This window comes from Bifidobacterium pullorum DSM 20433 (assembly GCF_000771405.1).
Classification (GTDB): Bacteria; Actinomycetota; Actinomycetes; order Actinomycetales; family Bifidobacteriaceae; genus Bifidobacterium; species Bifidobacterium pullorum.
On record NZ_JDUI01000003.1, the window covers coordinates 129,834 to 156,285 of the forward strand.

General features: G+C 64.1%; 17 protein-coding genes. 7 read left to right on the top strand and 10 right to left on the bottom strand.

Annotated elements, in window-relative coordinates:
- Positions 1 to 179 precede the first annotated feature (179 nt).
- Complete coding sequence (glf, locus tag OU11_RS03010; RefSeq protein WP_033514483.1) at positions 180 to 1,358, top strand: UDP-galactopyranose mutase; 1,179 nt, start codon at positions 180 to 182, stop codon at positions 1,356 to 1,358.
- 582 nt (positions 1,359 to 1,940) lie between these two features.
- Here glf and OU11_RS03015 read toward each other — a convergent pair.
- On the bottom strand, positions 1,941 to 3,083 hold the full coding sequence (locus OU11_RS03015; protein ID WP_033514414.1) for an inositol-3-phosphate synthase: 1,143 nt from the start codon (positions 3,081 to 3,083) through the stop codon (positions 1,941 to 1,943).
- A gap of 244 nt (positions 3,084 to 3,327) precedes the next feature.
- Between OU11_RS03015 and OU11_RS03020 the strand changes: the two genes are divergently transcribed.
- Positions 3,328 to 5,619 carry a transglycosylase domain-containing protein gene (locus OU11_RS03020; RefSeq protein WP_052122578.1) on the top strand — a complete coding sequence of 764 codons (2,292 nt, stop codon included), beginning with the start codon at positions 3,328 to 3,330 and terminating at the stop codon, positions 5,617 to 5,619.
- Between the two features lie 158 nt (positions 5,620 to 5,777).
- Here OU11_RS03020 and OU11_RS03025 read toward each other — a convergent pair whose 3' ends face one another.
- Positions 5,778 to 6,845, bottom strand: a complete 1,068-nt coding sequence (locus OU11_RS03025) for a glycoside hydrolase family 43 protein (protein ID WP_033514415.1) — start codon at positions 6,843 to 6,845, stop codon at positions 5,778 to 5,780.
- Between the two features lie 232 nt (positions 6,846 to 7,077).
- Between OU11_RS03025 and OU11_RS03030 the strand changes: the two genes are divergently transcribed.
- Positions 7,078 to 8,127 (top strand): LacI family DNA-binding transcriptional regulator, encoded by a 1,050-nt coding sequence (locus tag OU11_RS03030; RefSeq protein ID WP_033514416.1) that lies wholly within the window; start codon positions 7,078 to 7,080, stop codon positions 8,125 to 8,127.
- Between the two features lie 132 nt (positions 8,128 to 8,259).
- Here OU11_RS03030 and OU11_RS03035 read toward each other — a convergent pair whose 3' ends face one another.
- The 6 genes from OU11_RS03035 to OU11_RS03060 form a co-directional block, all read right to left on the bottom strand.
- Positions 8,260 to 9,171 carry a carbohydrate ABC transporter permease gene (locus OU11_RS03035; RefSeq protein WP_033514417.1) on the bottom strand — a complete coding sequence of 304 codons (912 nt, stop codon included), beginning with the start codon at positions 9,169 to 9,171 and terminating at the stop codon, positions 8,260 to 8,262.
- Positions 9,168 to 10,112, bottom strand: coding sequence for a carbohydrate ABC transporter permease (locus OU11_RS03040; RefSeq protein WP_033507896.1), 945 nt, complete (start codon positions 10,110 to 10,112; stop codon positions 9,168 to 9,170). Before OU11_RS03040 ends, OU11_RS03035 begins: the two co-directional genes overlap by 4 nt.
- Positions 10,113 to 10,257: 145 nt before the next feature.
- Positions 10,258 to 11,562: an ABC transporter substrate-binding protein gene (locus tag OU11_RS03045; RefSeq protein WP_033514418.1), complete on the bottom strand. Its 1,305-nt coding sequence runs from the start codon at positions 11,560 to 11,562 to the stop codon at positions 10,258 to 10,260.
- A gap of 275 nt (positions 11,563 to 11,837) precedes the next feature.
- Positions 11,838 to 12,857, bottom strand: a complete 1,020-nt coding sequence (locus OU11_RS03050) for a glycoside hydrolase family 43 protein (RefSeq protein WP_033514420.1) — start codon at positions 12,855 to 12,857, stop codon at positions 11,838 to 11,840.
- A gap of 405 nt (positions 12,858 to 13,262) precedes the next feature.
- The gene (locus OU11_RS03055) at positions 13,263 to 14,330 is read right to left on the bottom strand and encodes a LacI family DNA-binding transcriptional regulator (RefSeq protein WP_033514421.1); all 1,068 of its coding nucleotides are present in this window, start codon (positions 14,328 to 14,330) and stop codon (positions 13,263 to 13,265) included.
- A 112-nt stretch (positions 14,331 to 14,442) separates the two neighbouring features.
- Positions 14,443 to 16,563 carry a family 43 glycosylhydrolase gene (locus OU11_RS03060; RefSeq protein WP_033514422.1) on the bottom strand — a complete coding sequence of 707 codons (2,121 nt, stop codon included), beginning with the start codon at positions 16,561 to 16,563 and terminating at the stop codon, positions 14,443 to 14,445.
- 129 nt (positions 16,564 to 16,692) lie between these two features.
- Here OU11_RS03060 and OU11_RS03065 point away from each other — a divergent pair, with 129 nt between their 5' ends.
- Both OU11_RS03065 and OU11_RS03070 read left to right on the top strand, forming a co-directional pair.
- Positions 16,693 to 18,249, top strand: coding sequence for a glycoside hydrolase family 43 protein (locus OU11_RS03065; protein ID WP_033514423.1), 1,557 nt, complete (start codon positions 16,693 to 16,695; stop codon positions 18,247 to 18,249).
- A gap of 9 nt (positions 18,250 to 18,258) precedes the next feature.
- On the top strand, positions 18,259 to 19,893 hold the full coding sequence (locus OU11_RS03070; protein ID WP_052122579.1) for a glycoside hydrolase family 43 protein: 1,635 nt from the start codon (positions 18,259 to 18,261) through the stop codon (positions 19,891 to 19,893).
- Positions 19,894 to 19,961: 68 nt separating this feature from the next.
- On the opposite strand, the gene OU11_RS03075 is transcribed toward OU11_RS03070, so the two are convergent.
- Positions 19,962 to 20,861 (bottom strand): glycosyltransferase family 2 protein, encoded by a 900-nt coding sequence (locus OU11_RS03075; RefSeq protein WP_033514486.1) that lies wholly within the window; start codon positions 20,859 to 20,861, stop codon positions 19,962 to 19,964.
- 354 nt (positions 20,862 to 21,215) lie between these two features.
- Between OU11_RS03075 and OU11_RS03080 the strand changes: the two genes are divergently transcribed.
- On the top strand, positions 21,216 to 22,688 hold the full coding sequence (locus OU11_RS03080) for an ATP-binding protein (RefSeq protein ID WP_033514424.1): 1,473 nt from the start codon (positions 21,216 to 21,218) through the stop codon (positions 22,686 to 22,688).
- 229 nt (positions 22,689 to 22,917) lie between these two features.
- Here OU11_RS03080 and leuA read toward each other — a convergent pair whose 3' ends face one another.
- Positions 22,918 to 24,828, bottom strand: coding sequence for a 2-isopropylmalate synthase (gene leuA, locus OU11_RS03085; protein WP_033514425.1), 1,911 nt, complete (start codon positions 24,826 to 24,828; stop codon positions 22,918 to 22,920).
- Positions 24,829 to 24,989: 161 nt separating this feature from the next.
- Between leuA and OU11_RS03090 the strand changes: the two genes are divergently transcribed.
- The gene (locus OU11_RS03090) at positions 24,990 to 26,435 is read left to right on the top strand and encodes a metallophosphoesterase family protein (protein WP_033514426.1); all 1,446 of its coding nucleotides are present in this window, start codon (positions 24,990 to 24,992) and stop codon (positions 26,433 to 26,435) included.
- The last annotated feature ends 17 nt before the right edge of the window (positions 26,436 to 26,452 follow it).

The window sequence follows — 26,452 nt, forward strand, 5'->3', positions numbered from 1 at the left end:
ATCGCGCGGGTTCCCCGGGAATGCGACACCCTCCGGGAACGGGGGTGAGCTCCGGCCAAAGGGGTAACGGCAGGGGCACGGGTAGCATGGAATCGACGCTCATCGGCACGGACCGTCCGCGCGAGCGGACCCCGCCGATAAGACGAACGACCGAAGCAGCCCAACGACAAGGAGTGATGATGGCTGGGGATGTGACATATCCGGATCTGGTGGTGGTCGGCGCCGGCCTGTTCGGACTGACTGTGGCACAGCAGGCGGTGGAGAAGGCCGGCGCGCGCGTGCACATCATCGACGTGCGCGATCACATCGGTGGCAACGCGTATTCGTACTTCGACGAGGAGACGGGCGCGGAGATCCACAAGTATGGCGCGCACCTGTTCCACACGTCGAACCAGCGCGTGTGGGACTACGTCAACCGCTTCACCGAATTCACCGATTACGTGCATCGCGTGTACGCCACGCATAACGGCGAGGTGTATCCGCTGCCCACGAATCTGGGCACGATCAACCAGTTCTTCCGCGCGCACTACACGCCGGCCGAGGCCAAGGCCCTGATCGCCGAGCAGGCCGGCGAGCTGGCTGGCAAGGATCCGGAGAACCTCAACGACAAGGGCATCTCGCTGATCGGGCGCCCGTTGTATGAGGCGTTCATCAAGAACTACACGGCCAAGCAGTGGCAGACCGATCCGGAGCAGTTGCCCGCCTCGATCATCAACCGCCTGCCGGTGCGCTTCAACTACGACAACCGGTATTTCAAGGACACTTGGGAGGGCCTGCCGAAGGACGGGTACACGGCCTGGTTCGAGCGGATGATCGACGATCCGCGCATCACCGTGGAGCTGGGAGTGGACTTCTTCGACGAATCGCAGCCGTACAACAAGACCGCGCTGAACGCGGCCGGCGTGCCGGTGGTGTACACGGGTCCGGTGGACCGGTATTTCGACTACGAGCTGGGCGACCTCAAATGGCGCACGGTGGACTTCAAGGAGGTCCGCTATGACGAGGATGACCATTTCGGCTGCCCGGTGATGAACTTCTCCGATGCGGACGTGCCGTACACGCGCGCGATCGAGTTCAAGAACTTCAACCCGGAGCGCCATGATTCGCAGAACCATGAGCGCACCGTGGTCTGGGAGGAGTACAGCCGGTTCGCCGAGCGCGGCGACGAGCCGTACTACCCGATCAACACCGAGGCGGACAAGGAACTGTACGCCAAGTACGTGGAGCTCGAGAAGACCGTGCCGAACACCGTGTTCGGCGGCCGTCTGGGCACCTACAAGTACTACGACATGCACCAGGTCATCGATACCGCGCTGACCGCCTATGAGGAGCAGATCCACCCCCTGCTCGGCAAGTAGGCACCGGATTCAACTGTTGAATATGGTGCGCGAATCCGGCCATTACCGCAACGTTTTCAACAGTTGACCTGGTGGCCCTGTTGAAAACGTTGCGCTAGCCGGCCCGGTTGCGCCACCTTTTGCACAGGGCAACCTAGGCAACCGTTGAAAACGTGGCGCCAACCGGCCCGGTTGCACCACCTTTTGCACAGGGCAACCTAGGCAACCGTTGAAAACGTGGCGCCAACCGGCCCGGTTGCACCACCTTTTGCACAGGGCAACCTAGGCAACCGTTGAAAACGTGGCGCCAACCGGCCCGGTTGCACCACCTTTTGCACAGGGCAACCTAGGCAACCGTTGAAAACGTGGCGCCAACCGGCCCGGTTGCACCACCTTTTGCACAGGGCAACCTAGGCAACCGTTGAAAACGTGGCGCCAACCGGCCCGGTTGCACCACCTTTTGCACAGGGCAACCTAGGCAACCGTTGAAAACGTGGCGCCAACCGGCCCGGTTGCACCACCTTTTGCACAGGGCCAATATGACGTGACGCCTGCGAGGACGACATCCTCGGCAGGCGTCACATGCTATTGGCCGCTAACGGCTCAGGCGCGCCAGACATCCTTGCCGGCGGCCTTGGCGGCGGCCACGTCGGCGTCGAGCTGGGCCTCGTCGGCCTCGACCTCGCCGGCGATGAACCGTTCGACCAGCTCACGCGCCTCATTGTCCTCATGCTGCACGGCCGGGGACTTCATGAAGTACGAGCTCGGGGCCAGCACCGGGCCGGCCAGACCGCGGTCGAGCGCGATCTTGGCGGCGCGCACGGCGTCGATGACGATGCCGGCGGAGTTCGGGGAATCCCACACCTCCAGCTTGTACTCCAGGTTCAGCGGCACATCGCCGAACGTGGTGCCCTCCAAACGCACGAACGCGAACTTGCGGTCATCCAACCAAGCCACATAGTCGGACGGGCCGATATGCACGTTGTAATCGTCCATCTCATGCGGCACCACCGAGGTCACGGCGCGGGTCTTCGAGATCTTCTTGGACTCCAGGCGCGAACGCTGCAGCATGTTCATGAAGTCCATGTTGCCACCCACATTGAGCTGGTAGGTGCGGTCCAGGCGCACGCCGCGGTCCTCGAACAGACGGGCCATCACGCGGTGGGTGATCGTGGCGCCGACCTGGCTCTTGATATCGTCGCCGACGATCGGCACGCCCGCGTCGCGGAACTTCTGCGCCCACTCCGGGTCGGAGGCGATGAACACCGGCAGGCAGTTGACGAACGCGCAGCCCGCATCCATCGCGGCCTGGGCGTACGCCTTATCGGCCTGCTCGGAGCCGACCGGCAGGTACGAGACGAGTACGTCGACCTGCTTCTCGCGCAGCACCGCGGCCACGTCGACCGGCTCGGCGTCCGACTCGTCGATCATCTGGCGGTAGTACTCGCCCAGACCGTCATAGGTCGGGCCGCGCAGCACCTCCACGCCCAGATCCGGCACATCGGAGAACTTGATCGTGTTGTTTTGCGAGGCGAAGATCGCCTCGGACAGGTCCTTGCCCACCTTGAGCGCATCGACGTCGAACGCGGTGACGAACTCGATGTCGCGCACGCGGTACCCGCCGAAGTTGTTGTGCATCAGACCGGGGATCTTCTCATCGTCGGCCGTGTCCTTGTAGTATTCGACGCCCTGCACCAACGACGAGGCGCAGTTGCCCACGCCGGCGATAGCCACACGAATGCTCATCAAAAACCTCTCTGTCCACTTGATAGTGTGATTGCCAATATCACCGTCCTAGCTTACCCAGCCACCGCACCGACATGACGCAGCATCCCGGATTCCCACCATTTTCCCAGACAGCATGCAGTGATTTTGGCCAGTCCGCAGCCATCCGCCCATTTGTGAGGGTTCGGCGGAAAAACCGCGTCCATAAGCCGTTTTTCGCTTCCAGCGCCGCGGATTCTCAGGGGCGGCTACTACCTTGGACTTTATGGTTTCACAGACTCGTACCGCCAAACGCACGCCGGCCGCACGCCATTTCGGCGGCGGCATCCACCGTTCGCACGGCTCGAAGGGCCCGAAGCCGAAGGGCAAAAGCAAGCACCTCATCCTCAAATGGGTGCTGGGCATCATCGGCGCCCTGCTGGCGCTCGGCATCGGCGCGTTCGCGTATCTGTACGCCACCACCGAGATCCCCCAGCCGGAATCGATCGCCGTGGCGGAGAACACCACGGTGTACTACGCCGACGGCACCACCCCCATCGGCACGTTCTCGGAGCAGAACCGTGAGATCATCGACTGCTCGGTCCTGCCCGACTATGTGGGGCAGGCCGTCGTGGCCTCCGAGGACCGGTCGTTCTACACCAACCGCGGCATCGACCTCGTCGGCATCGCCCGCGCGTTCTGGAACAACCTGACCACCGGATCCAGGCAGGGCGGTTCGACCATCACCCAGCAGTACGCCGAGCGCTATTATCTCGGCGAGACCACCTCATACCTCGGCAAGGCGCGCGAAGCCATCCTGGCCCTCAAGATCGCGCAGGCGCAGGACAAGGACCAGGTCCTGTGCAACTACATGAACACCATCTATCTGGGACGCGGCACCTACGGCATCCAGGCCGCGGCCAAGGCCTACTTCGGCAAGGACGCCAAGGACCTGACCATGCCGGAGGCGGCCATGATCGCCGGCATCATCCCCTCCCCGTCGTCCTGGGATCCAGCCGTCGACCCCGAACAGGCGCAGGCCCGGTTCACGCGCGTGCTGCGCATCATGCAGGAGGACGGCTACATCACCGCCCAGGAACAGCAGGAGGCCCAGTTCCCGCAGACCATCGAGTACACGCAGCAGAACTCCTATCAGGGGGCGAACGGCTACCTGTTGCAGATGGTGCGCGACGAGCTGACCGGCGACGGCACGTTCAGCGCCGAACAGCTGGACACCGGCGGCTACGCCATCGTCACCACCATCGACAAATCCAAGCAGGATCTCATGTACTCGGTGGTCAGCCCCGCGCAGAACGGGATGCAGGGCGTGATCCCCGACGGCATGGAATTCGGCGGCATCTCCGTCAACGCCAAGGACGGGTCGATCATCTCCGTGTACGCGGGCGAGGACTACCTGTCCAAGCAGCTCAACCAGGCCACGCAATCGGTGTATGAGATCGGCTCCACCATGAAGCCGATGGCGCTGCTGGGCGCCATCCAGGAGGGCGTGAACCTGGACACCGTATTCAACGGCAACTCGCCGCGCAAGTTCGACGGCATCGCCGACCCGGTCGGCAACTTCGGCAATATGAGCTACGGCAACGTGAACCTGTACACGGCCACGGCGCAGTCGCTGAACACCGTCTATATGGATGTGCAGGCCAAGCTCGGCACCCAGCGCATCGCCGAGATAGCCAAGGAGGCGGGCGCCGAAAGCGACGCGCTGGACGGCACTAACCCCTTCACGGTTCTGGGCAACAACGCGCTGACCACCAAGGATGTGGCGCGCATGTACGCCACCATCGCCAACCAGGGCAACCGTCCGAATATCCACATCGTGTCCTACGTCAAGAACACCGACGGCGAGGACATCTACAAGGCGCCGACCGAAACCACGCAGGTGTTCGACGCGAACGACACCGCGCTGGTCACCAAGGCGATGACCGGCACCGTGCAGAACGGCACCGCCACCGAGGCCCTGGCCGTCGGGCATAACCTGGCCATGAAGACCGGCACCGCCAACGACTCCTACGCGGCCAGCGCCGTCGGGTTCACCCCGTCCGTGGTCAGCGTGTTCGCCATGTGGTACCCGGATGCGAATGGCAACCCGCAGGAGGTCCCCGCATTCGGCGGATGGAGCGGCGGCAGCGACTACCCGGTGCACCTGTTCACGCAGTACATGACGCAGGCGCTGGCCGGCACCGACAACGAGACCTTCCCGAACGCGGTGGACCACGGCAAGGTCGGCGGCCCCGACGGCTCGTGGGGCCTGGGCTCCCAGGCCCTGCAGCAGATGCAGGAGGCGCAGCGAAAGGCCGAGGAAGAGGCACAGCGCCAGGCCGAAGAGGAGGCCCAGCGCCAGGCCGAAGAGGAGGCCCAGCGTCAAGCCGAGGAGGAAGCACGGCGCCAGCAGGAGCAGGCCGAACAGGAACGTCTGGAATACTGCCAGAACAATCCGAACGATGTATCCTGCGGAGGCAGCGGCAACACAAGCGGCAACGAAGGCGCCGGAGAGGAGTCCGGAGACGGGTCCGAAGTCGAAGATGGCGAGACGGACGACGATTCCGAGCAATCATAGTAGCCGCTGCCGGTTGTCGCCATGTACCGTACAGCCTCTGATATGGCACCTGCATATCAGAGGCTGTGCCAGTACAATTCCCGTGTCCATACCGACATATGATGAGGCGGGGCCATCCTTCTCCGGGATGCCCCGCCTCATTGTGTCAGAGTCCGGTATCAGAGCAACGCTTCCCTGACCCGCTCGTAGTCGGCGCGGGTCAGGCCGATCACGCCGCCATGCTTGGTGTGCGGCGAGAGGTAGTAGTCCTCCGCCTGCAACGGTCGCCAACCGGCGTCCAGATCGTCCGTGACCAGCGGCCGGTATCCGATCTCCGGGATCACGTCGACGAACAGGTACCATTCGTCGGCACTGTGCGAAGCGAACGCGGCCGGCCCCTCGACGCCGCCCGGGTCGCCGCTGACCGCGTACTCCGCGCCGATGCGGGTCTGCACGGTCGTCCACGGCGTCCCCGGCTCCCACCAGCGCGGGGCGTCGGTCGAATCCATCCAGATGCCGTTGCCGAACGCGTTGTCCTTGGTGATGCGGTAGGTCCGCTGTCCGCCGTCGGGCAACGGACGCTGGATCATCGTGGTGTCGATCGAGTCGCCGCCGGTGTCGATGAACACGCCGCCGTACTCGTAGGTGTCCTGCGTGAAGTCGCGGGTCACGCCCCACAGCACCTGCGGGCGCACGTCGGCGGTGGTGTGGTCGCGGTCGTCGTCGGGGAAGACGGTGCTCGACCAGTAGATGACGAAGGCGCCGCGGCCGCCGTCATGCCCCTCGGGATAGTAGTCCGGCACCCACAGGCTCTCGCAGGCCCAGGCCATGCCAAGTTCCAGCCGCGAACCGTCGGGGCGGCGGGCCACGTCGAGCGTATGCGGGCCGGTCCAGTGGATCAGGTCGTCCGACTGCCAGACCATGAGATCGGTGCTGCCGTGCCGCGACCAGTGGTGCCAAGACGACATCTCGCGTCCGCTGAGGCCTTCGGCGCCGCCGAAGACGCGCAGGTCGGTGGCGACGATGGTCCACACGCCGGTCTCCGGGTTGCGGGTGATGTGCGGGTCGCGCACGCCGGTGGTGCCGATGGTGGAGGTCAGGAGCGGCTCGCCGCCGTTCAGGGGGATCCAACGATGCGGATTGTCGCCGTCCGACAGATCCATGTAGATGCGTTCGGCGTAGCCGTCGGGGTCTTCGAGGAAGTGAACGAGCAGGTAGCCGTAGGGGTCGGTTGGTTGTGCTTCCATAGGCGCTCTCCCGTCTGCGAGGTGGGACGATGATAGATATAACGTTGTACTATTATACGACGCACTCGTGATGTTCAACGATGCGACACGCGTCTCTCCATCGTTGCAGCGAGAATCACTGCAACGATATAAACGTTGAAAAAACGCGAAGCTACAGCATAATCACAACCGCGCACCGTATACTGTAGCGGTATCGCACACCACGCATCATCGCCACGACGAGGAGACGTCCATGATACAGCAACGACACGTCACCATGCACGACGTGGCACGCCGCGCCGGCGTCTCGGTCAAAACCGTGTCGAATGTGGTCAACGACTACCCGTTCGTCCGCGACTCCACGCGGGCCAAGGTCCTCGCCGCCATCGACGAACTCGGCTACTCGCTCAACATGACGGCCAAGAACCTGCGTCAGGGGCACAGCAACATCATCGGCCTGTCCATCCCCGACCCGCGGATGCCCTACTTCGCCGAACTCTCCGCGTATGTCATGGAGGAGGCGCGGGCCCGGGGCAAGCACGTCATCTTCAACCCCTCCGGCGTGGACCGCCAGACCGAGCTCGACGTGCTCCACGGCTCGTTCAGTACCCTGACCGACGGTCTGATCTTCAGTCCGCTGCACCTGAACACCAGCGACGCCGCCGACATCCACGTCGACTACCCACTCGTCATCATCGGCGAGCACCTGCGGCTCGACACCTACGACCGCGTCCTGACCGAGAACACCACCGGCTTCCGCAACGCCACCGCACGACTCATCGAACTCGGATGCCAGCGCATCGCCATCATCGGCGTGCACGAGTGGGAGCAGGACTACGGCTCGTCGCCGTACCGCCTCAAGGGGTACCGGCAGGCGCTGGCCGCCGCGGGACTGCCCAACGATCCGGCGCTTGAGATCCCGGCGGTCATCTGGTACCAGCCGGACGGCGCCGACGCGGTGGCCCGGATGCTGGACGGCGGCATCCGCCCCGACGGCATCGTCTGCATGAACGACCTGCTGGCGATGGGCGCGATGCAGGAACTGGCGCGCCGCGGCATCCGCGTGCCCCAGGACGTGAAGGTCATCGGCTACGACGATTCGACCGATTCGCAGTATCTCTCCCCCTCGCTGAGTTCCGTGGATCCGAACCTGCGGGAAGTGGCACGGATGTCGCTGGAACTGCTCTGCGACCGCATCGAGGGACGGGTGCCCGAAGAGGCGGGGCCCAATGGATTCGCCGAAGTGGTGGTGCCGTCCAGGCTGGTGGAGCGCGAATCCAGCGCGCCCGATTCGCTGCCGTAGCGACCGCCCCAATTCACGGTTTGCGAAGGCCCAAACAGTGAATTGCCTCACCCTATAAACCGTTGGGCCGGTGCCGTCATTGCTGACGACACCGGCCCAACGGCATCGGAAGGAGGAAGGAAGGGAAGAGGATTACTTCATACCGGTCATCGCGATGCCCTCGACGAACCTCTTCTGGACGAAGAAGAACACGATGAGCAGCGGCAGGGCGGAGATCAGCGCGCCCGCCATCACGACGCCGTACGGGGTGACCGAGGAACCGTGACCCGTCAGCATCGCCAGACCGGCGGTGATGGTGCGGGTCTCCGGACGGGAGGTCATGATCAACGGCCAGAGCAGGTCGTTCCAGTTGCCCATGAAGTTGAACATGCCGACCGTCAGGATCGCGGGGATCGAGTTCGGCAGGACGATCTGGGCGAAGATGCGGAACTCGCCGGCGCCGTCGATGCGGGCCGCGTTATCCAGGTCCTTCGGGATCGAGATGAAGAACTGGCGCAGCAGGAAGATGCCGCCGACATCGGCCATACGCGGGATGATGATGCCCAGGTAGCTGTTGACCAGGCCCATGTCCGCCAGCAGCTTGTAGACGGGGATGAGCAGGGCCATGCCCGGGATCATCATCGTGGCGATCAGCACGCCGAGCAGCACGCCGCGGCCTTTGAAGTCCACGCGGGACAGGCCGTAGGCGGCCAGCGAGTCGAAGAACACCGAGATGATGGTCACGGCGCCCGCGAACACGATGGTGTTGAGCAGCTCGCGGCCGATCGGCAGACGGCCGAACAGATCGGTGTAGTTGTCGAGGGTGAACGCGCTCGGGATCAGCTTCGGCGGCCAGGTCTGGGTGATCTCGTTCGGCGTGAACGAGACCAGCACGACGATGATCAGCGGGAACAGCATCAGGATGGTGACCAGGATCAGCGCGAGATAGCTGAAGCCCAGACCGACGCGGCGGCGGGTCGTGGCCTTGCGGCGCAGACGCTCGTTCTCGGCGTTGATGCGCTTGTTCTCGGCCTCCTGCGCAGCGGAAATGGTTGCGGAGCTCATGCGATCTCCTCCCTCTCATGCTTGGCGTTGGTGTACAGCTGGATCAGGCCGACGATCAGCGTCATGATCAGCAGCACGTACGACAGCGCGGACGCGTAGCCGAGCTTGCCGTTGCCGAACGCCTCGGTGTAGATGCGGTACACGATGGTCTCGGTGGCGCGGGCCGGGCCGCCGGAGGTCAGGATGAAGACCTGGTCGAAGACCTGGAACGAACCGATGAGGCCGAAGATGACGACGTAGTTGAAGGTCGGGCGCAGGGCCGGCAGGGTGATGTAGCGGAACTTCTGCCAGGCGCTGGCGCCGTCGAGGCTGGCGGCCTCATACAGCTCGGCGGAGATGCCCTGCAGGCCGGCCAGGAAGATGACCATGAAGTAGCCGAAGTTCTTCCACACCGTGATGAACACGATGGTGGCCATGGCGGTCTCGCGGGTGCCGAGCAGGTTCAGGCCCTCGATGCCGAACAGCTGGTCCAGCCAGTAGGGCACCAGACCGAGGGACGGAGAGAGGATGAACTGCCAGGCGATGGCGGCCACGGTCAGGGAGATGACGAACGGCAGGAACATGCAGGTGCGGAAGAACCCGACAAACTTCAGGTCCTTGCGGTTGAGCAGCAGCGCAAACGCCAGTGCGACGATGACGACGATCGGCGCGTACAGCACCGCGTAGACGAGCGTGTTGATGACATCGGTCCAGAAATCGTCGCTCTGGAACAGGTCGATGTAGTTCTGGAAGCCGACGAACTTGCCGGAACGGTTGATGCGGTCGGTGGTCAGCGACGTGATGAACGTCTTGATCGCCGGATAGAAGACGAAGATGGCGAGCACGATGAGGGCCGGGGCGGTGAACGTCAGGCCGACGCGCAGGTTGCGGCGCGCGATGGCCTTCTTGTTCTGATGCGCCACTGCGGTGTGCTTGTTCGCCTTAGAAGATGCGGTGGTCATGCACTCCTCCAGTAAACGACTTTGTCTGGATGGAACGGGATAAGGCACGGCAACGGCCGCGGCTGGCGGAGCGCCGTCGGCGGCCGTTGCGTGTCAGGTGCGATCCGGATGGCCGGACCGCGATGTTGGGGTATCCGGGGGGCGATTACTCGGCGTACTCGTCGAGGTAGCCCTGGATCTTGGTCTCGGCCTCGTCGAGCATCGTCTGGATGTCGTCGTCGGTACGAGTGGTGTTGGAGGTCAGGGTGTCGATCGTGGCGATGATGTCGCCGAAGCCACCCTTCAGGCCGGCCACGGCGATGAAGGACTGGTCGGTGTACTGGGCGATCTTCGCGATCAGCGGACGCTCGGAGAGCTCCTCCTCGGTGACGGTGGTGTTGTTCGGCGGGTAGGCGGAGCCGAGCGACCAGGTCACCTGGTTGTCATGGTTGTTGTAGAACTTGAAGAACTCGTAGATGCCGGGCAGCTTCTCGGAATCGCCGACCTGCGAGGTGACCCACCAGTACAGGCCGGTGGAGCCGGTGTTGGAGCCGGAGGTGCCGTCCGGGTAGACGTAGGTGCCCTCGCCGGCCGGAACCGGGAACAGGTCGTGGGCGATGCCCTTGTCGGTGGCGGCCTGGTCCTCCCACGGGCCGACGATCACCATCGCGGACTGGCCGGACTCGAAGGACTCGCGAGCGGCGGTCTCGTCCATGCCGGCGATGGTGTAGCCACCCTTGTAGAAGTCACGCATCTTCTCCAGGAAGGCCTTGTTCTCCGGGGTGTTGATGGAGACCTCGCCGTCCACGGTGTACACACCGCTGCCGTTGCCCTTGAGGAAGGAGCCCCAGCCCAGATCGGGCAGGGCGATGCCGTACTGCGTGCCGTCGGACTTGGTCAGCTTCTTGGCGACCTCAAGCAGCTGGTCCCAGGTGGTCGGGATGTCGGCTTCGGTCAGGCCGGCCTCAGCCCACATGTCGGTGTTGTACCACACGGCGGTCGGCGCGTAGCCCATCGGAACGGCGCACTTCTCCTCGGAGCCGTCGATGTCGAAGGTGATCTGGTCGACGACGTTCGGGATGTAGTTCTCGGTCTCGTTCTCCGGATCGTCATAGAAGTCGGTGACGCACTGGAAGGTGCCGTCCAGCGACCAGCCCTGGCCGTTGTCGGCGCCGGTGGTCACGAAGTCCGGGCCATCGCCCGAGGTGACCTTGGTGACCATGGTCTCGCCGATGGTCGACCACGGCTGCAGCTGGGCATCGATGAAGTACTCGTCCTGCGAGTTGTTGAAGTCGTCGACGATGCCTTCGAGGGTCTTGCCGTCGGCCTCGGAGAAGCCGTGCCACATCGTGATCTTGATCTTGCCGTCTTCGGTCTTCTCGACACCGCCGTTGGAGCCGCAACCGGCCAAGCCGAGCGAGGCGACCATCGTCAGCGCCACGCCGGCGACGAGGCTTTTCTTCATGTTCATGGATTTCTCCTTATCTCCTGGATTGATACCAGAACTGTATCGACGCTGCTCGAAGCTGCCAGGCCATATCACCATCCCACCGGCTTGCGGTCCACCGAACGGACGGTTTTGCGCCTTACAACACCGTTGTCTGCTGCTGTAGCCTCAACGCTTTTTGCAACGTTGTAATATGCATTGTACAGCGATTTCCATCGTTGTACAAATTGTGCGACACGCCTTGAAAAACAAGGCCTGAGGGGGCGGATGCCCCGCCGGGACGACGCCCGGCGGCGACATCAGTCGTGATTGACGGGAGTGCCGGCGAGCGGGCCGCCGTCCGCGGGCAGCACCTCGGTCGAGGTCGGCGTCCACACGTCATCGGGGGCGGGCACACCGAAGTCGGGACCATCCTCGGTCCAGCGCACCACGCCGACGCGGGCGTGACGGTTCGGATCGAACAGCGGGTCGCCCTTGATCTCGGTGTAGTTGCGGCAGTGATAGACCATCAGGTCCTCGGCGCCGTCCTCGCTCTTGGTGAACGAGTTGTGGCCGGGGCCGTACTGGCCGTTCTCGGCGCAGGTCTTGAACACCGGCACCGGGCTCTTGGACCAGCTGTTCGGATCGAGCAGATCGGCGTCACGGTCGGCGGTCAACAGGCCCACGGCGTAGGGAACGCCGGTGCCGGAGGCCGAGTAGGTGATGTAGATCTTGTCGTCGTGGAACAGGAACGCCGGACCCTCGTTGACCAGGAAATCGATGCACTCCCAGTCGTACTCGGGCTTGGTCAGCATGACCGGCTCGCTGCCCAGCGTCCACGGGTTCTCCATCCGGGCGATGTACAGGTTGGAGTTGCCCGGGATATCGGGATCCTTCTGCGCCCAGACCAGGTACTGCACGCCGTCGATGACCTCGGTGGTGGCGTCGAGCGAGAACGTGTCGAACTGGGTGACGACCTGGCCCTTCTCCACCCAATTGTCGGTGGTAGGGTCGGCGTCGGTGTTCTCGATCACGTACATGCGATGCGTCGGCATGCCGTTGGGTTCGAACTCGCGTTCGGCGGCGGCATAGTAGATGTACCACGCGCCATTCACGCGGTGGAGCTCCGGAGCCCAGATGTACTTGCTCTGGGGGCCGGACTCGTGCTTGCGCCACACGATGGTCTCGGGGGCCTTCTGCAGGTCGTTGATCGCGGAGGCGTGGCGGATCGCGATGACGTTGTACTCCGGGTCCGACGCGGTGAAGTAGTATTCGCCGTCGACCTTGAGCACCCATGGGTCCGCACGCTGAAGCACGATCGGATTGTTGTAAACAGCCATTGTTTCAACCTCATCAATCCATCGGTTTCGTTGTTTACAACGTTGAATATAGCGGATTTACATCGTTGGAACAAATCGTCCCGCGTGTTGCGCCTCGGGCAGGTCCGCACTCCAACCTACCGCTGGACCATTTGATGCACATGCGCCGACAGGCTGCCGCAAAAGGATCAGCACGGTCACCCCAACTGAACCATTTGGCGCATAAGCACCATCAGGCTGCCACAGAAGGATCAGTTCAGCCAGCCCAACTAGACCACCTGATGCACAAACACCGCCAGGCTGCCGCAAAAGGGCCAGCTCAGCCAGCCCAACTAGACCATTTGGCGCACCGGCACCATCAAGCTGCGTCAAAAGGACAGACCGGTGCACCCGGCCAGGCCAAGGCCGGCTCACGCCGCCCCCGGCCTACAGCCGCAAACCGCCGTCGGGGATCGGGCGCGTGGAGTTGCGCACCACCAGCGTGGACGACACCTTGCGGAACACCGAGGTGCCCTCGGGCGCGCCGAACGGCGACACCCCGTCGATCCGGTCACGCAGCACGCGCACGGACAGCCGCGCCACGGCCTCCAATCCCGGCGCGATCGTGGTCAGCGCCGGAGTCAGGTACTGCGAATCGTCGGAGTTGTCGAAGCCGATCACCGCGATATCCTCGGGGATGCGCAGCCCATGCATCTGGATCGCATGCATCACGCCGGAGGCGAGCATGTCGTTGAGCGCCACCACGCCATCCGGCACCACGCCGGAATCCAGCAACGTGTTCATGGCGCGCAGACCGTCGTCACGATGCCACATCTTCGACGGCACCACAAGGCGCTCGTCGAACGGGATGCCCATCTCCTCCAACGCCTCGAGATACCCCTGCAGGCGCAGCGCCGCCGAACCGACCTTCTCCCCCGGATGCGTGCCGACCACAGCCAACCGCCGGCACCCGGTCTGCAGCAGGTACTTGGTCGCGCGCTTGGCGCCCTCGACGTTCTCGGTGGCCACATGGTCCACCTTATCGGTGAAGATGCGTTCGCCGATCAGCACCAGCGGATAGTCCACATCCAGCTCGGCCACATCGTCCTGTCCGAGTTCCAAGGGGCTGAAGATCAGCCCGTCGAGCATGGCCTGCTGGGTGCCGTGCAACGCCTCCAGCTCCCCCTGGCGCGAATACAGCGTCGGTTCGACGATGACGCGCATGCCCAGTTTCTTGGCCTCCTCGATCACCAGGGACGACAGCTGCGCGAAATACGGCATGACCAGATCAGGCACCGCCAGACCGATGATCCCCGTGTGCCCGGTGCGCAGGTTGCGCGCCGTCACGTTCACCGTATAGCCGAGCTTCTTGATCGAGGCCATCACCTTGTCACGCGTGCGTTGGGAGATGAACGGATAGTCGTTCACCACGTTCGACACCGTCTTGACGGACACCCCCGCGTCCTCGGCCACATCCCGCATCGTTACGGCGTGATCGTTCTCCCTGCGAGCCATCGGTGCCTCCGTTTCCGCGTACCCATTCCCCCTACAACGATAGACAATCGGCCTGACCCCGCGCAACATCCGCGGGAGTCAGGCCGATTCGCCGGTCCGGACCGGGCAGGGGTCACGCCACGGTGACCTCCATCATCACCTCGGCATACGCCGGGTCGAGCTCCTCGCGGGTCTCCACGTCCAGCAGCGGCATGCCCTCGGCGGACCAGTGCACGCGCCGCACCTGGGCGTCGCGCCCGCCGTAACGGCCGTTCTCGTATTCGGCGTTGTGGAACACGTAGATCATGTTGCCGTCCTCGTCACGCGACCACATGCCGTGCCCGGTGCCGAGCTGCCATTCGCCGTTGTACAGGCCCGACTTCTGCAGCGGGTAGTCGAGCTTGGTCCACACGGCCGGGTCGAGCAGGTCCGCGCCCTGTCCGGCGGGGGCGGTCACCAGTCCGGTGGTGTAGTCGATGCCGACCGACGAACCCGAATAGATCAGGAAGATGCGGCCGTCGCGCACCACCGCGTTCGGTCCTTCGGCGATGAGGTTGTCCCAGGCGAATTCGGGGACCACGATCTGCCGCGGACGGCTGGTCAACCGCGCCGGGTTCGACGGGTCGAAGCGGGCGATCCACACGCTGCCGACCTGCTGCCAGGCGTAGTACCAGTTGCCGGAGTCGCCGATCACGGTCATGTCGAGGGAGATGAGCTGGACGGGGTTGAGAATGTCCTCGTCCGGTCCAAGGATCGGCTCGGGCACCGTCCAGTTGGCGGGGTCACGCGGGTCGAGGTCCAGGCCGGCCTCATCCTTCTTCAGCTGCATGATGTGGCAGCGGCCGGTCCACATGTCCGGCTTGCCGGCGCGGTCGTTCGGCGTGCCGTCGGCGTTCGTGGCCTCGCCGTCGAAGCACGGCATGAACAGGATGGACAGCCGTCCGGCGATCACGTGCAGTTCCGGAGCCCAGAAGCAGCCGGTCATCGCCCGCCCCTCGGAGTTCAGGTCGCCGCGCACCAGCAGGTCAATCTCGCGTTCGCGACCGCCGGCGGCGTCGGACAGCCCCTCGATGGTGTCGGCCACGCGCAGCGGCATGTGGGTGCGGCCGTCGCGCGGGTCGATGCAGTTGCCGTCCGCATCCTCGGTGGCGATGAACATGAACATCGGCTTGCCGTTGAAGCTCCAGGCGAACACCGACGGGTCGGCGCGCTCCACGGCGAACGGCACCGGGTACGTGGTCTGGCGGATACGGCCGCGGATCGCGCGGCTTTCGCCAGGCTTGAGCCGCCCTTCCGCGGCGTCGTCGGCCAGGCGTTCGAGCGCGGCCATATCCCAGTCGACGGCGCGGGTGGCCTTGGAGCCGTCCGAATAGGTCAGGTCGGCGCGGACGTCGGCGAACCAGCGGACCGCCTCGCGCGCCTCCGGGCCGCGCAGCGAGGCCATGAGGCTGCACGTGGGGGCGGAGGATCCGGTGTTGTAGACGCGGCCGAACCGTTCGATCAGACGGGAGGCCTCCACGTCGCTGACGGTGATGACGTTGCCCGGCACCACGTCGGGGATGCCAAAGCGCACGGCGGCATCCTCGTCCGAGCCGGACGCGGCCGGCGCCGCATCGTGGTCGATCCCCGCCACGGGCACGGTGTCCGCCACGGCGGATTCGATGTCGTCGACGACCGCGTACAGCGCGCGGCCCTCGTCGTCACGCCAACGGATGACGTAACGTTCCGCCTGCGCGTCGTAGGCGACGCTCGGGTGGTGCACGCCGGCGAGCGTGTCGAGACGGACGAGGCCGAGCTGGTCGTAGGAGGTCAGGTCACGGCTGACCGTGAGCAGGAACGCGGAGGCCTCGGACCCGTCGGGGTCGCCGCCGCGGGTGGTGCGGGTGGCCGCGACCGCGAACCGGCCGTCCTTGAGACGGAACAGATAGGGGTCCTTCAGGCTTTTGAGGACGATGTCGACGTCGGGCATCACCGCGTCGACGGCAGCGGCGGCGCTGGCGGGACGCGGCGCATCGAACCGGTCGGCCTTGAACCGGCGGGCGGCGGTGCATGCGCGGCGGGCGGAGGCAGGCACGGAGGCGACGGGAACGCCCGCGGCGAACAGGATGCCGTAGTTCTCGTTCAGCGGCGTCCAGACGCTGTCGATGTGGGAGCGCAGGGCGAGGTGCATGCTCAGGGCGATGTCGGCGTTGTTCGCCTCCTCGCGTTTGGTGGGTTTGCGCGTGTAGCACAGCAGGGAATACGTACCGGCCATGGTGGAGACCCTTTCAGTTGTGTCATGTTTTACATCGTTGTACAGTATAGTGTATTACATCGTTGTATATACGACACGCAACGATGCGGAACAAGGCCGCGCAGCAGCGGCCGGGAAGGGAAGAAGCCCATGTCACTATCCACCACACTGCGTCGAATCACTGCGGCCATCGCCTCCATGACACTGATGGTCACGGCCTTCGCCGGATGCTCCGGCACGCAATCCGCCGGCGAGGGCGGCGACTCGTCGTCCGAGATCCAACGCGTCTCCTCGCACGACCCGTCCATCGTCAAGGACGGCGACACCTACTACGTCTTCGGCTCCCACCGCGCGTGGGCCAAGAGCACCGATCTGGTCAACTGGCAGACCTTCGAGAACAACCTGAGCACCGACTACGAGACGATCCTCGCCGACATCTGGGAGGAATGGTCCAAGCAGTCCACCAACCCGGACGTCGAGGGCAACATGTGGGCGCCGGACGTGTTCTGGAACGAGACGATGGGCAAGTGGTGCATGTACCTGTCCGTCAACGGCGACAACTACCGCTCCGTGATCGTGCTGCTGACCGCCGACGACATCGAGGGCGACTGGACCTACGTGGGCCCGGTCGTCTACTCCGGATTCACCAAGGTCAACGTGAACCGCACCGACGTGGAGCAGGTGCTGGGCGAGGACGCGGACCTGACCCGCTACCAGTCGCAGAGCGACACCGGCATCAACGCCATCGACCCGACCGTCAAGACCGACGAGGACGGCACGATGTGGATGGTGTACGGCTCCTGGTTCGGCGGCGTCTGGATGTTCAAGCTCGACCCGACCACCGGCCTGCGCGACTACACCGCCACCTATGAGACCGTCGAGAACCAGTCCGACGCCTACTACGGCATCAAGGTGGCCGGCGGCTTCGGCAACTCCGGCGAAGGCGCGTACCTGGCCCACACCAACGACCACTGGTACCTGTTCCTCTCCTACGGACACCTCCAGCAGACCGGCGGCTACCAGGTCCGCGTCTTCCGCTCCGACTCGATCACCGGACCGTACGTGGACCAGGCCGGCAACACGGCCGTCGCCACCAGCGCCGAAGGCAACAACTGGCAGGGCGACACGGGCATCCGCCTGATGAGCTCGATTCAGTGGAGCGGCAACGACAACGCCGACATCGAGGTCTCCCAAGGCCACAACTCGGTGCTCGTGGACGATGACGGCACCACGTACATCGTGTACCACACCCGCTTCTCCGGCCGCGGCGAGGTCCACGAGGTGCGCGTGCGCGAGCTCATGCCTACCGCCGACGGCTGGCTGGTGGCCGCGCCGTACGAATACACGGGTACCAAGGCCGACACCGCCGGCTACGACGCCGCCGACCTGGCCGGCGACTACGAGCTGGTGACCCACGAGAAGAGCACCTATTTCAAGGGACCGAAGAAGGTCACCGACAAGGAGAGCACCGACTACCGCGGCGTCAACAAGCCGGTGAACATCACACTCAACGAGGACGGCACCGTCTCCGGCGACCAGACCGGCACCTGGGAGGCGTCCGAGGGATCCAACCAGATGACGATCACGCTCGGCGACGTGACCTACACCGGTGACTTCGCCAAGCTGCCGCGCGACCTGGACGGCAAGGAGGTCATGACCTTCAGCGCCCTGGGCGACAACCTGTGCATCTGGGGTTCACAGCAGTAAGGAGCAACCATGGCCTTCCCCCAATACCCCCTGGCCCCCGGCCGCGTGGCCATCCATGACCCGGCGATCGTGGAGGACCACGGCACGTATTACATCTTCGGCACCCACCGCCGTTGCGCCCGCAGCACCGACATGGTGTACTGGGAACGGTTCGAGAACAATCTGAGCCGCGACCCCGAGTCCGTGCTCGGCGGCATCTGGGAGGCGTGGCCCAAGCAGCCGGAGAACCCGGACGTGCGCGGCAACACCTGGGCGCCGGACGTGATTTGGAACCCCGCGATGGGCAAGTGGTGCATGTACCTGTCCGTCAACGGCCACGAGTTCCGTTCGGTGATCGTGCTGCTGACCGCGGACCGGCTCGACGGCGACTGGACCTACGTGGGCCCGGTGGTCTACTCGGGGTTCGACGCCTCGAACGTGGGGAACACCGACGTGCCGCGCGTGCTCGGTGGTGACGCCGCCCGCGATCTGCCCGACCGGTACCTCTCGCTCAAGGACACCCGCATCAACGCCATCGACGCCGCGCCGATCCTGTGCGAGCACGGCGAGATGTGGATGAGCTTCGGCTCCTGGTTCGGCGGCATCTGGATGTTCAAGCTGGATCCGGCCACCGGTCTGCGCGACTACGACGCCACCTATCCGTACGTCAAGGACGCCTCCGACCCGTACTACGGTGTGAAGGTGGCCGGCGGCTACTGGAACTCCGGCGAAGGCTCGTATTTCGTGCGCAAGAACGGCTGGTGGTACCTGTTCCTCTCCTACGGCTGGTTGGGCACGACCGGCGGCTACCAGATCCGCATCTTCCGTTCGAAGCACCTGCTCGGCCCGTACGTGGACCAGAACGGGAATCCGGCGATCTCCGCCGGCGAGATCCCCGACAATCTGACGAAGGACACCGGCGTGCGCCTGACGTCCTCGGTGCTGTGGAGCGGCGGCCCGGCCACGCTTGACACGGTCGAGGTCTCGCAGGGACACAACTCGGTGCTGCACCGCCGTAGCGACGGCCGGCTGTTCCTGACGTATCACACGCGGTTCATCGGGCGCGAGGGCGAGGATTACGAGACGCATATCCGCGAGCTGCTGCCGACCGAGGACGGCTGGCTCGTGGCCGCGCCGTACGAGTACCGCGGGCAGGTGGCCATGCCGCCGCGCCCGGCCGCAGGAAGCGACGACGCCGCAGCATCCGATTCCGTCGGCACCATGCCGTCGGCGGGCCCGGACGCCTCTACGCTTCCGGCGTATCTGGCGGGCGACTACGAGCTGGTCCGGCACGACCCGCACACGTTCTACAACGGCGAGCGCGGCGCCGACGGCGAGTTCGTCGGCATCAACCGCCCGGAGACGATCACATTGCAGCCGGATGGCCGGGTGACCAGCGGCGGCGTGGTCTCGTTCTTCGACACCCCGGACGCGAATCTGCCGCGGTCGACGGACGGCCCGGCCGTGCGCGGCACCTGGCGGATGCTCGGCGCGGGCGGGGCGACCGGAGTGCGCTGCTGCGAGACGGACATGGCGATCACGCTCGACGGCGTGACCTACACCGGCGTGTTCGCCGAGCTGCCGCGTGAGACCGATGGACGCATGACGCTGACGTTCTCCGCGATCGGCGGCAACCGGACCATCTGGGGCGCGCGCCTGGCGTGACGACGCCCCTCCCCTCCAACACCTGATGCGGATGCCTTCTTCTCGTCAAAGGCATCCGCATCGTTCTATCACGAGCGCAGACGGACGGCGGCGGCCATACCGCCGTCGCCGTATGTGGGCGAGGCCATGAAGGCGCGCGAATCCGGCTGATTCTCCAGCAACGCGGGGTGTTCGCGGACCGTGCGCTCCCACAGGTTGAGCCGGGCGATCGACGTGGCCTCGATGCCCAGGAGCGCATCCGTGAGATGGGCGGCGTATGCGGCATGGTGCTTGTCGATGAGATAGCGCATCGTTTCCAGACGCGTGGTCATGCTGGTGATGTTCGGGGTTGCCGGCGCGGTGCGGTATTCGATCAATGGCTCGGGGGCGATGGCGATGCGGGGCTCCTGTCCGGTCGCGGTTGTGTCCGCCGCCGTTGCCGCGGCTGTGAGCAACGACAGGCAGAAATCCCAGTCCTCGAATCCGGAGCGCATCGACTCGTCGTAGCCGCCGCATGTTTCCCAGACGGTTCGCCGGAACGTGAACGTCGCCGGGCAGGCGTTGCGCGGCAGGAAGTCGGCGATCGTGCCGCCGGTCGGTTTGACGACCGCGTCCAGCACACCGAAGGTCCGTAGCCAGCCGGATGCGGCGACGGCGGACGCGTCGCCGTCCAACAGGCCGACCGTCGTCGCCAGGAATGTCGGCAGCAGCCGGTCGTCGCCGTCCAGCACGGTCACGCAGTCGGTCCGCGCCGCTCGGATGCCGACGTTGCGCGCGGCGGACGGTCCGGCGTTCCCCTGCCGGACGACGGTGATGTCGTCCGCTTGTTCCAGTTCGTCCAGCACTTGTACGGATGCCAGATCCGTCGACCCGTCATCCACCACGATGATCGCATCCGGACGCAGCGTCTGCCGCCGGACCGAATCGACGGCCTCACGAATCATCTCGTTCTGGTTGTAGCTGGTGATGACCACACTGACATTGCCCATGCCCACCATTATCCCCCGCATTTGTTCCCGATTATGCCCGTCGTCGTTCCGGTTTTCAGGCATAGCGAGCAGATGAACGAGGCGCTCTGCTTTAGTTGCTGATCCGCAACTAAAAGCAGAGCACAAAACACACGACAAACTCGGCCGACGGGCAACAACACCGCGCCAGTACACCCGAGTTCGCAACTCGCAGTCGAGAAACCGGAACATACGAGGACTCTCAACGCATCATTGCATCTGACGATTCGGAAGCTTACCACTTAACTTACCACTTACTTACCACATCTGGTAAGTAAGTGGTAAGTTAAGTGGTAAGTTGAAACACCAAGAGGCAACGAACACGGAGCAGACAACATGGGCACCGAGGATCTTGAACAACTCATCGCACATATGAGACAGATCGGCAACGACACCCAAACGTGTGAAGTCAAGGAAGCGTCGTCCAAACTTCCGGAGTCCGTCGTCGAGACCTTGTCCGCATTCTCCAACGGCACCGGCGGTACACTGATTCTGGGCTTGTCGGAGAAGAACGGCTTTACGCCGGTCAGCAACTTCAACGCCACCGCCATGCAGGAATCGCTGGCTGCGGCCTGCGCCAAGATGACGCCTCCGGTTCGGCCCATCACCGAAATCCTGCTCTTCGAGGGCATCAATCTCCTGGTTGCCGAGATACCGGCCATGTCCAAGAAAGACAAACCCTGCTACGTGACCACACGCGGGCGGTATCAAGGCTCATACATCCGCACGGGAGACGGCGACCGCAAACTCACCCAGTATGAAATCGACCGCCTTATCGAGGAACACACCCAGCCGACCTATGACGACGAAATCGTTACAGGCGCCACGCTCGACGACCTCGACAGGGATCTGGTATCCGCGTTCATCGCGCGGCAACGCGCATTGCACCCACGGGTGTTCGCGTCGAGGGACGATGAAACCATCCTTACCAGCATGCACGTTGTGCACCGCGACGGCGACATGCTCCGCCCTACTCTCGGCGGACTGATGTCGCTGGGCATATTCCCCCAACAATTCTTCCCACGCCTGAACGTGACCTTCACCGTGTTCCCCGGCACCACCAAGGCGGAAACCACGTCCGACGGCAGACGATTCCTCGACGCACAGACCTTGGTGGGCCCCATTCCCCTCATGATTGACGATGCCGTGAATGCAGTGGTCAAGAACATGCGCACCGGTGCCATCATCGACGGAGCATTCCGCAAGGATGTGCCCGATTATCCGGATAAAGCGGTCAGAGAGGCCATAGCCAACGCTCTTATGCACCGCGACTACTCCCCCGATGCACGCGGTTCGCAGGTGCAGGTGAATATGTATCTCGACCGTCTGGAAATCCTCAATCCGGGAGGACTGTTCGGCAATGTGACCATAGAGACTCTGGGGCATGCCGGCATTTCCGCCTCGCGCAACCAGTTCCTTTCCAACATATTGGAGACCACCCCGTACCCCGGGGGCGGGTACGTGGTGGAGAACCGTGGGACAGGCTATCAGGTAATCGAAGATGAGCTGCAGGAAGCCCTCATGCCGCCGCCCGAACCGTCGAATACGCTGACGTATTTCTCGTTGACGTTCGCCAAACGTCGCGTCAGCGAAAGCGAACGCCGAGTCATCGCCTCGGACGATGTCGAAACGGCCATCATCGCATTGCTGCACGAGCAAAGTTCGGCAAGCACCCGCGAGCTCGTGGAGCTTTCAGGACTCTCACGGTCGGCCATTGTCAATCATCTCAATCGCCTTATCAAGGCCGACGTCATCGAGCCGACACACATCGCGCGAAGCCCCAAACAACGCTACCGACTCAAGCGATAGCCCGTTGCACGTGGCAACTTACCACTTGACTTACCACTTACTTACCAGATGTGGTAAGTAAGTGGTAAGTATGTGCGAAGCCGGCATTGGCGGATCATCACGATCGCGCCTGTTACCGTTCCCCGGTTTTCAGACAGGGACATAACGAAGGGTCCCGCAGCCATTGGAGCTGCGGGACCCTTCAGGAGTCTTGGCGCGCCGCCGTTGACGGCGGCACGTACGGAACCGCTCAGCGCATCGAACGGTTGATGGCGGAGATGATGGCCTTCAGCGAGCTGGTGATGATCGAGGAATCGATGCCGACGCCCCAGATCACCGTGGTGTCCGCCTCATCGCCGATTTCGCACTCCACGTAGGAGGCGGCCATGGCGTCGGTGCTAGCGGTCATCGTATGCTCCACGTAGTCCATCACCGACACGTTGATGTCGATGGCGGCAATCGCGTTGATGAACGCGGCGATCGGGCCGTTGCCCACGCCCATCAGCTCGCGCTCGACCGGCTCATCCACGCCCACGTTCACGCCGCGGTCGAGCAGCCTGGCCTTGAGCACGGTGTCGGAGCCATCCTCACCGGAGGAGACCTGCACCTTGAGCAGCTTCAGGCGGCCCCACTGTTCAAGCGTCTCGTCATGGCTGTCGCCCACGATCGCGCCGGCGGCCGTGGCACCCGTCTCCTCGACCGGCAGGTACTCGTCCTTGAACAGACGCCAGATATCCGCGTCCTTGACTTCCTTCTTGGTCTCGTCCGCATACTTCTGCACGATCTTGTCGAACTCCACCTGCAGACGCTTGGGCAGGTCGAGGTTGTGGTTCGTCTTGAGCAGGTAGGCCATGCCGCCCTTGCCGGACTGGGAGTTCACGCGGATGATCGCCTCGTAGCTGCCGCCGACGTCCTTCGGGTCGATCGGCAGGTACGGCACGAGCCACACGAAGTTCTCCAGGTTGGCGCCGGCCATGTCGGCCGCCATCTGACGGGCCTCCAAGCCCTTCTTGATCGCATCCTGGTGCGAACCGGAGAACGCGGTGAACACGAAGCTGCCCGCGTACGGGTGACGCTCGGAGATCTTGATCTGGTTGCAGTACTCGACCGTCTTGCGGATCTCAGGCACGTTCGAATAGTCGATCTGCGGGTCGATGCCCTGGGTCAGCATGTTCAGACCCAGCGTGACCAGATCCACGTTGCCGGTGCGCTCGCCGTTGCCGAGCAGGCAGCCCTCGATGCGGTCCGCGCCTGCCAGGATGCCCAGCTCGGCGGCCGCCACGGCCATGCCCTCATCGTTGTGCGGGTGCAGCGAAAGCACCACCGAATCGCGGTCCTGCAGATGGTTCGAGACGTACTCGACCTCATCGGCGAACACGTTCGGCGTGGTCATCTCCACCGTGGCCGGCAGGTTGATGATCATCTTGTGCTCGGGCGTCGGCTTGATCACGTCGATCACCGCATTGCACACCTCGACCGCATAGTCCGGTTCGGTGCCGGTGAACGATTCGGGGCTGTACTCGTAGTACAACTCGGTCTCGCCGGCCTCGCCCTCCAGCTCCTTGCACAGCTCGGCCGCGTCGGTAGCGAGCTTCTTGATGCCGGCGCGATCCTTGCGGAACACCACCTCGCGCTGCAGCACGGACACCGAGTTGTAGAAGTGCACCACCGCGCGCTTGGCGCCGCGCAGGCATTCGTAGGTCTTGCGGATCAGGTGCTCGCGCGCCTGGGTGAGCACCACGATCGTGACGTCGTCCGGGATGAGTTCACGTTCGATGAGCAGTCGGATGAAGTCGTAATCGGTTTCGGAGGCCGAGGGGAAGCCCACCTCGATCTCCTTGAAACCCATCGAGATCAGCATGTTCCAGAAGCGCAGCTTACGCTCCGAATCCATCGGGTTGACCAGCGCCTGATTGCCGTCGCGCAGATCCACCGAGCACCAGCGCGGCGCGCGCTGCAGACGCTTGCCCGGCCACGTGCGCTCCGGATAGTCGAACGGCACCTGCTTGTCATACGCCACGTACTTGTTGTACGGCATCTTGCTCGGCTTCTGGGGTTCGCCGATGAAACGCGCCGGAGGCAGCAGCGGGTCGTTGTTCCCTCCGTTGGATGCGGCGGCCACCGCCGCAAGATCGAATACCGATGATTGATCCTGACCCATCTCTCCTCCTTTGCTTGGTAGCGCCGCCCTCATGGCGGACCGTCGTATGGGTTTTCGCCGCCCCAACGCACGTTAGGGCATACGTATACATCAGTGTAGTCACCGATATTCGACGACACTTGAAAGGTCCGTGTTTCGGTCACTACGGATACAGTGGAACTATGACGCTGCGATTCAATGAGGACGGCACGTTCCGCGTGCTGCAGATGGCCGACATCCAAGACAAGCCCGAGGTCAATCAGGACACGATCCGGCTCATCGAAGCCGCCATCCGCGAGTCCAAGCCTGATCTGGTAGTGCTCACCGGCGACCAGATCCGCGGCTACGACCCGGCATACATCAGCACGTTCCTGCGCCGCCGCGGCGAACAACCGGGGGCGCGCGTACGGCTCATCACCGAAATCGAAGCGAAGCTCTACGGTGTCAAACGGCAGTATCCCAAAGCCGACGAGTTGGCCGACCGCCTGGCCGACCGCCTGGAGGAGCATGGCCATACCCCGCCCGCGCTGCTCACCGAAACCGAACCGCCGAGCATCGACGCCCTCATGGACGAGACGGCCGGCAAGGTGCGCCAGACCCTCGAGGCCTTCCTTCGGCCGATCGTGGATGCGGGCGTACCATTCGCCGTGACCTATGGCAACCATGATTTCCAGTGCGGCATCCTGGTGGACGCCCAGGATGACATGTACCGGGAGTTCCCCGGCTGCATGAATCCCGACACGCGGGCGACGCCGGACGCGCTGGCAGTGGAGCCGGGCACGTTCGCCTTGCCGATCGAGGCATCGGACGGCTCGGGGCGTGCCGCCATGGCGGTCATGATGGTCAACTCAGGCGATTATGCCGGCACCCCCGAGGAAAACGACGCCGAATACCCGGCATACGCCGCCAACTCGCGCGGCCTGGATCTTGCCGACGCAGACGGCTATGGCACGCCCTCCCCCGAAGCGATCGCATGGCTGGGCGGCGTGCAGCAGGAGCTTGCCGCACGCAACGGCGACGGCAGACCGGTACCGGCGATCGCGTTCCAACACATCCCACCGCAGGAGTTCTACGACTGCCTTACCGAAGTGCCGGCGTGGACGCCCAACGCCGTGGAGGGCGCCCGCACGCACGCCGGACGCTGCTACGTGCTCAACGAATCGCTCTGCCGTGCCGGCTCCTACCTGGGAGAGGCCATTGCCTGCCCGGACGACAACGTGGGGCAGGTTGAGACGATGTGCGACGCAGGCGGCTACTTTGCCCTGTTCTGCGGTCACGACCACAAGAACGCGTTCGTCGGACACGTCCACGGCATGGATCTGGGGTACGCGCCGACCTGCGGATTTGAAAGTTACGGTCCCAAATCACGACTGCGCGGGGTGCGGCTGTTCGAGTTCCACGAGTCCGATCCGTCCGCATACGAGACGCGGATGCTGACCTGGGGCGATCTGATCGGCAGGTATTCCCGCAACGAGGTGCGCGTGTTCTTCGAGGATCATTGCGTGACCGATGCCATCGGCATCCGCAACGAGCTGCGACGTCCGATGGTGCTCGCCACGCTGGCGGGGCTTGCGACTGCCGCGATAGCCGGAATCACCGCCCTGATTCGCCGGATGGCACGGCGCTAGCCCGCCGAAGGGCGGTC

Bases quoted from the DNA above. Each gene is read 5' to 3' on its own strand.
- glf (WP_033514483.1), top strand. From the start codon at position 180: ATGGCTGGGGATGTGACATATCCGGATCTGGTGGTGGTCGGCGCCGGC.
- OU11_RS03015 (WP_033514414.1), bottom strand. From the start codon at position 3,083: ATGAGCATTCGTGTGGCTATCGCCGGCGTGGGCAACTGCGCCTCGTCG.
- OU11_RS03020 (WP_052122578.1), top strand. From the start codon at position 3,328: ATGGTTTCACAGACTCGTACCGCCAAACGCACGCCGGCCGCACGCCAT.
- OU11_RS03025 (WP_033514415.1), bottom strand. From the start codon at position 6,845: ATGGAAGCACAACCAACCGACCCCTACGGCTACCTGCTCGTTCACTTC.
- OU11_RS03030 (WP_033514416.1), top strand. From the start codon at position 7,078: ATGATACAGCAACGACACGTCACCATGCACGACGTGGCACGCCGCGCC.
- OU11_RS03035 (WP_033514417.1), bottom strand. From the start codon at position 9,171: ATGAGCTCCGCAACCATTTCCGCTGCGCAGGAGGCCGAGAACAAGCGC.
- OU11_RS03040 (WP_033507896.1), bottom strand. From the start codon at position 10,112: ATGACCACCGCATCTTCTAAGGCGAACAAGCACACCGCAGTGGCGCAT.
- OU11_RS03045 (WP_033514418.1), bottom strand. From the start codon at position 11,562: ATGAACATGAAGAAAAGCCTCGTCGCCGGCGTGGCGCTGACGATGGTC.
- OU11_RS03050 (WP_033514420.1), bottom strand. From the start codon at position 12,857: ATGGCTGTTTACAACAATCCGATCGTGCTTCAGCGTGCGGACCCATGG.
- OU11_RS03055 (WP_033514421.1), bottom strand. From the start codon at position 14,330: ATGGCTCGCAGGGAGAACGATCACGCCGTAACGATGCGGGATGTGGCC.
- OU11_RS03060 (WP_033514422.1), bottom strand. From the start codon at position 16,563: ATGGCCGGTACGTATTCCCTGCTGTGCTACACGCGCAAACCCACCAAA.
- OU11_RS03065 (WP_033514423.1), top strand. From the start codon at position 16,693: ATGTCACTATCCACCACACTGCGTCGAATCACTGCGGCCATCGCCTCC.
- OU11_RS03070 (WP_052122579.1), top strand. From the start codon at position 18,259: ATGGCCTTCCCCCAATACCCCCTGGCCCCCGGCCGCGTGGCCATCCAT.
- OU11_RS03075 (WP_033514486.1), bottom strand. From the start codon at position 20,861: ATGGGCAATGTCAGTGTGGTCATCACCAGCTACAACCAGAACGAGATG.
- OU11_RS03080 (WP_033514424.1), top strand. From the start codon at position 21,216: ATGGGCACCGAGGATCTTGAACAACTCATCGCACATATGAGACAGATC.
- leuA (WP_033514425.1), bottom strand. From the start codon at position 24,828: ATGGGTCAGGATCAATCATCGGTATTCGATCTTGCGGCGGTGGCCGCC.
- OU11_RS03090 (WP_033514426.1), top strand. From the start codon at position 24,990: ATGACGCTGCGATTCAATGAGGACGGCACGTTCCGCGTGCTGCAGATG.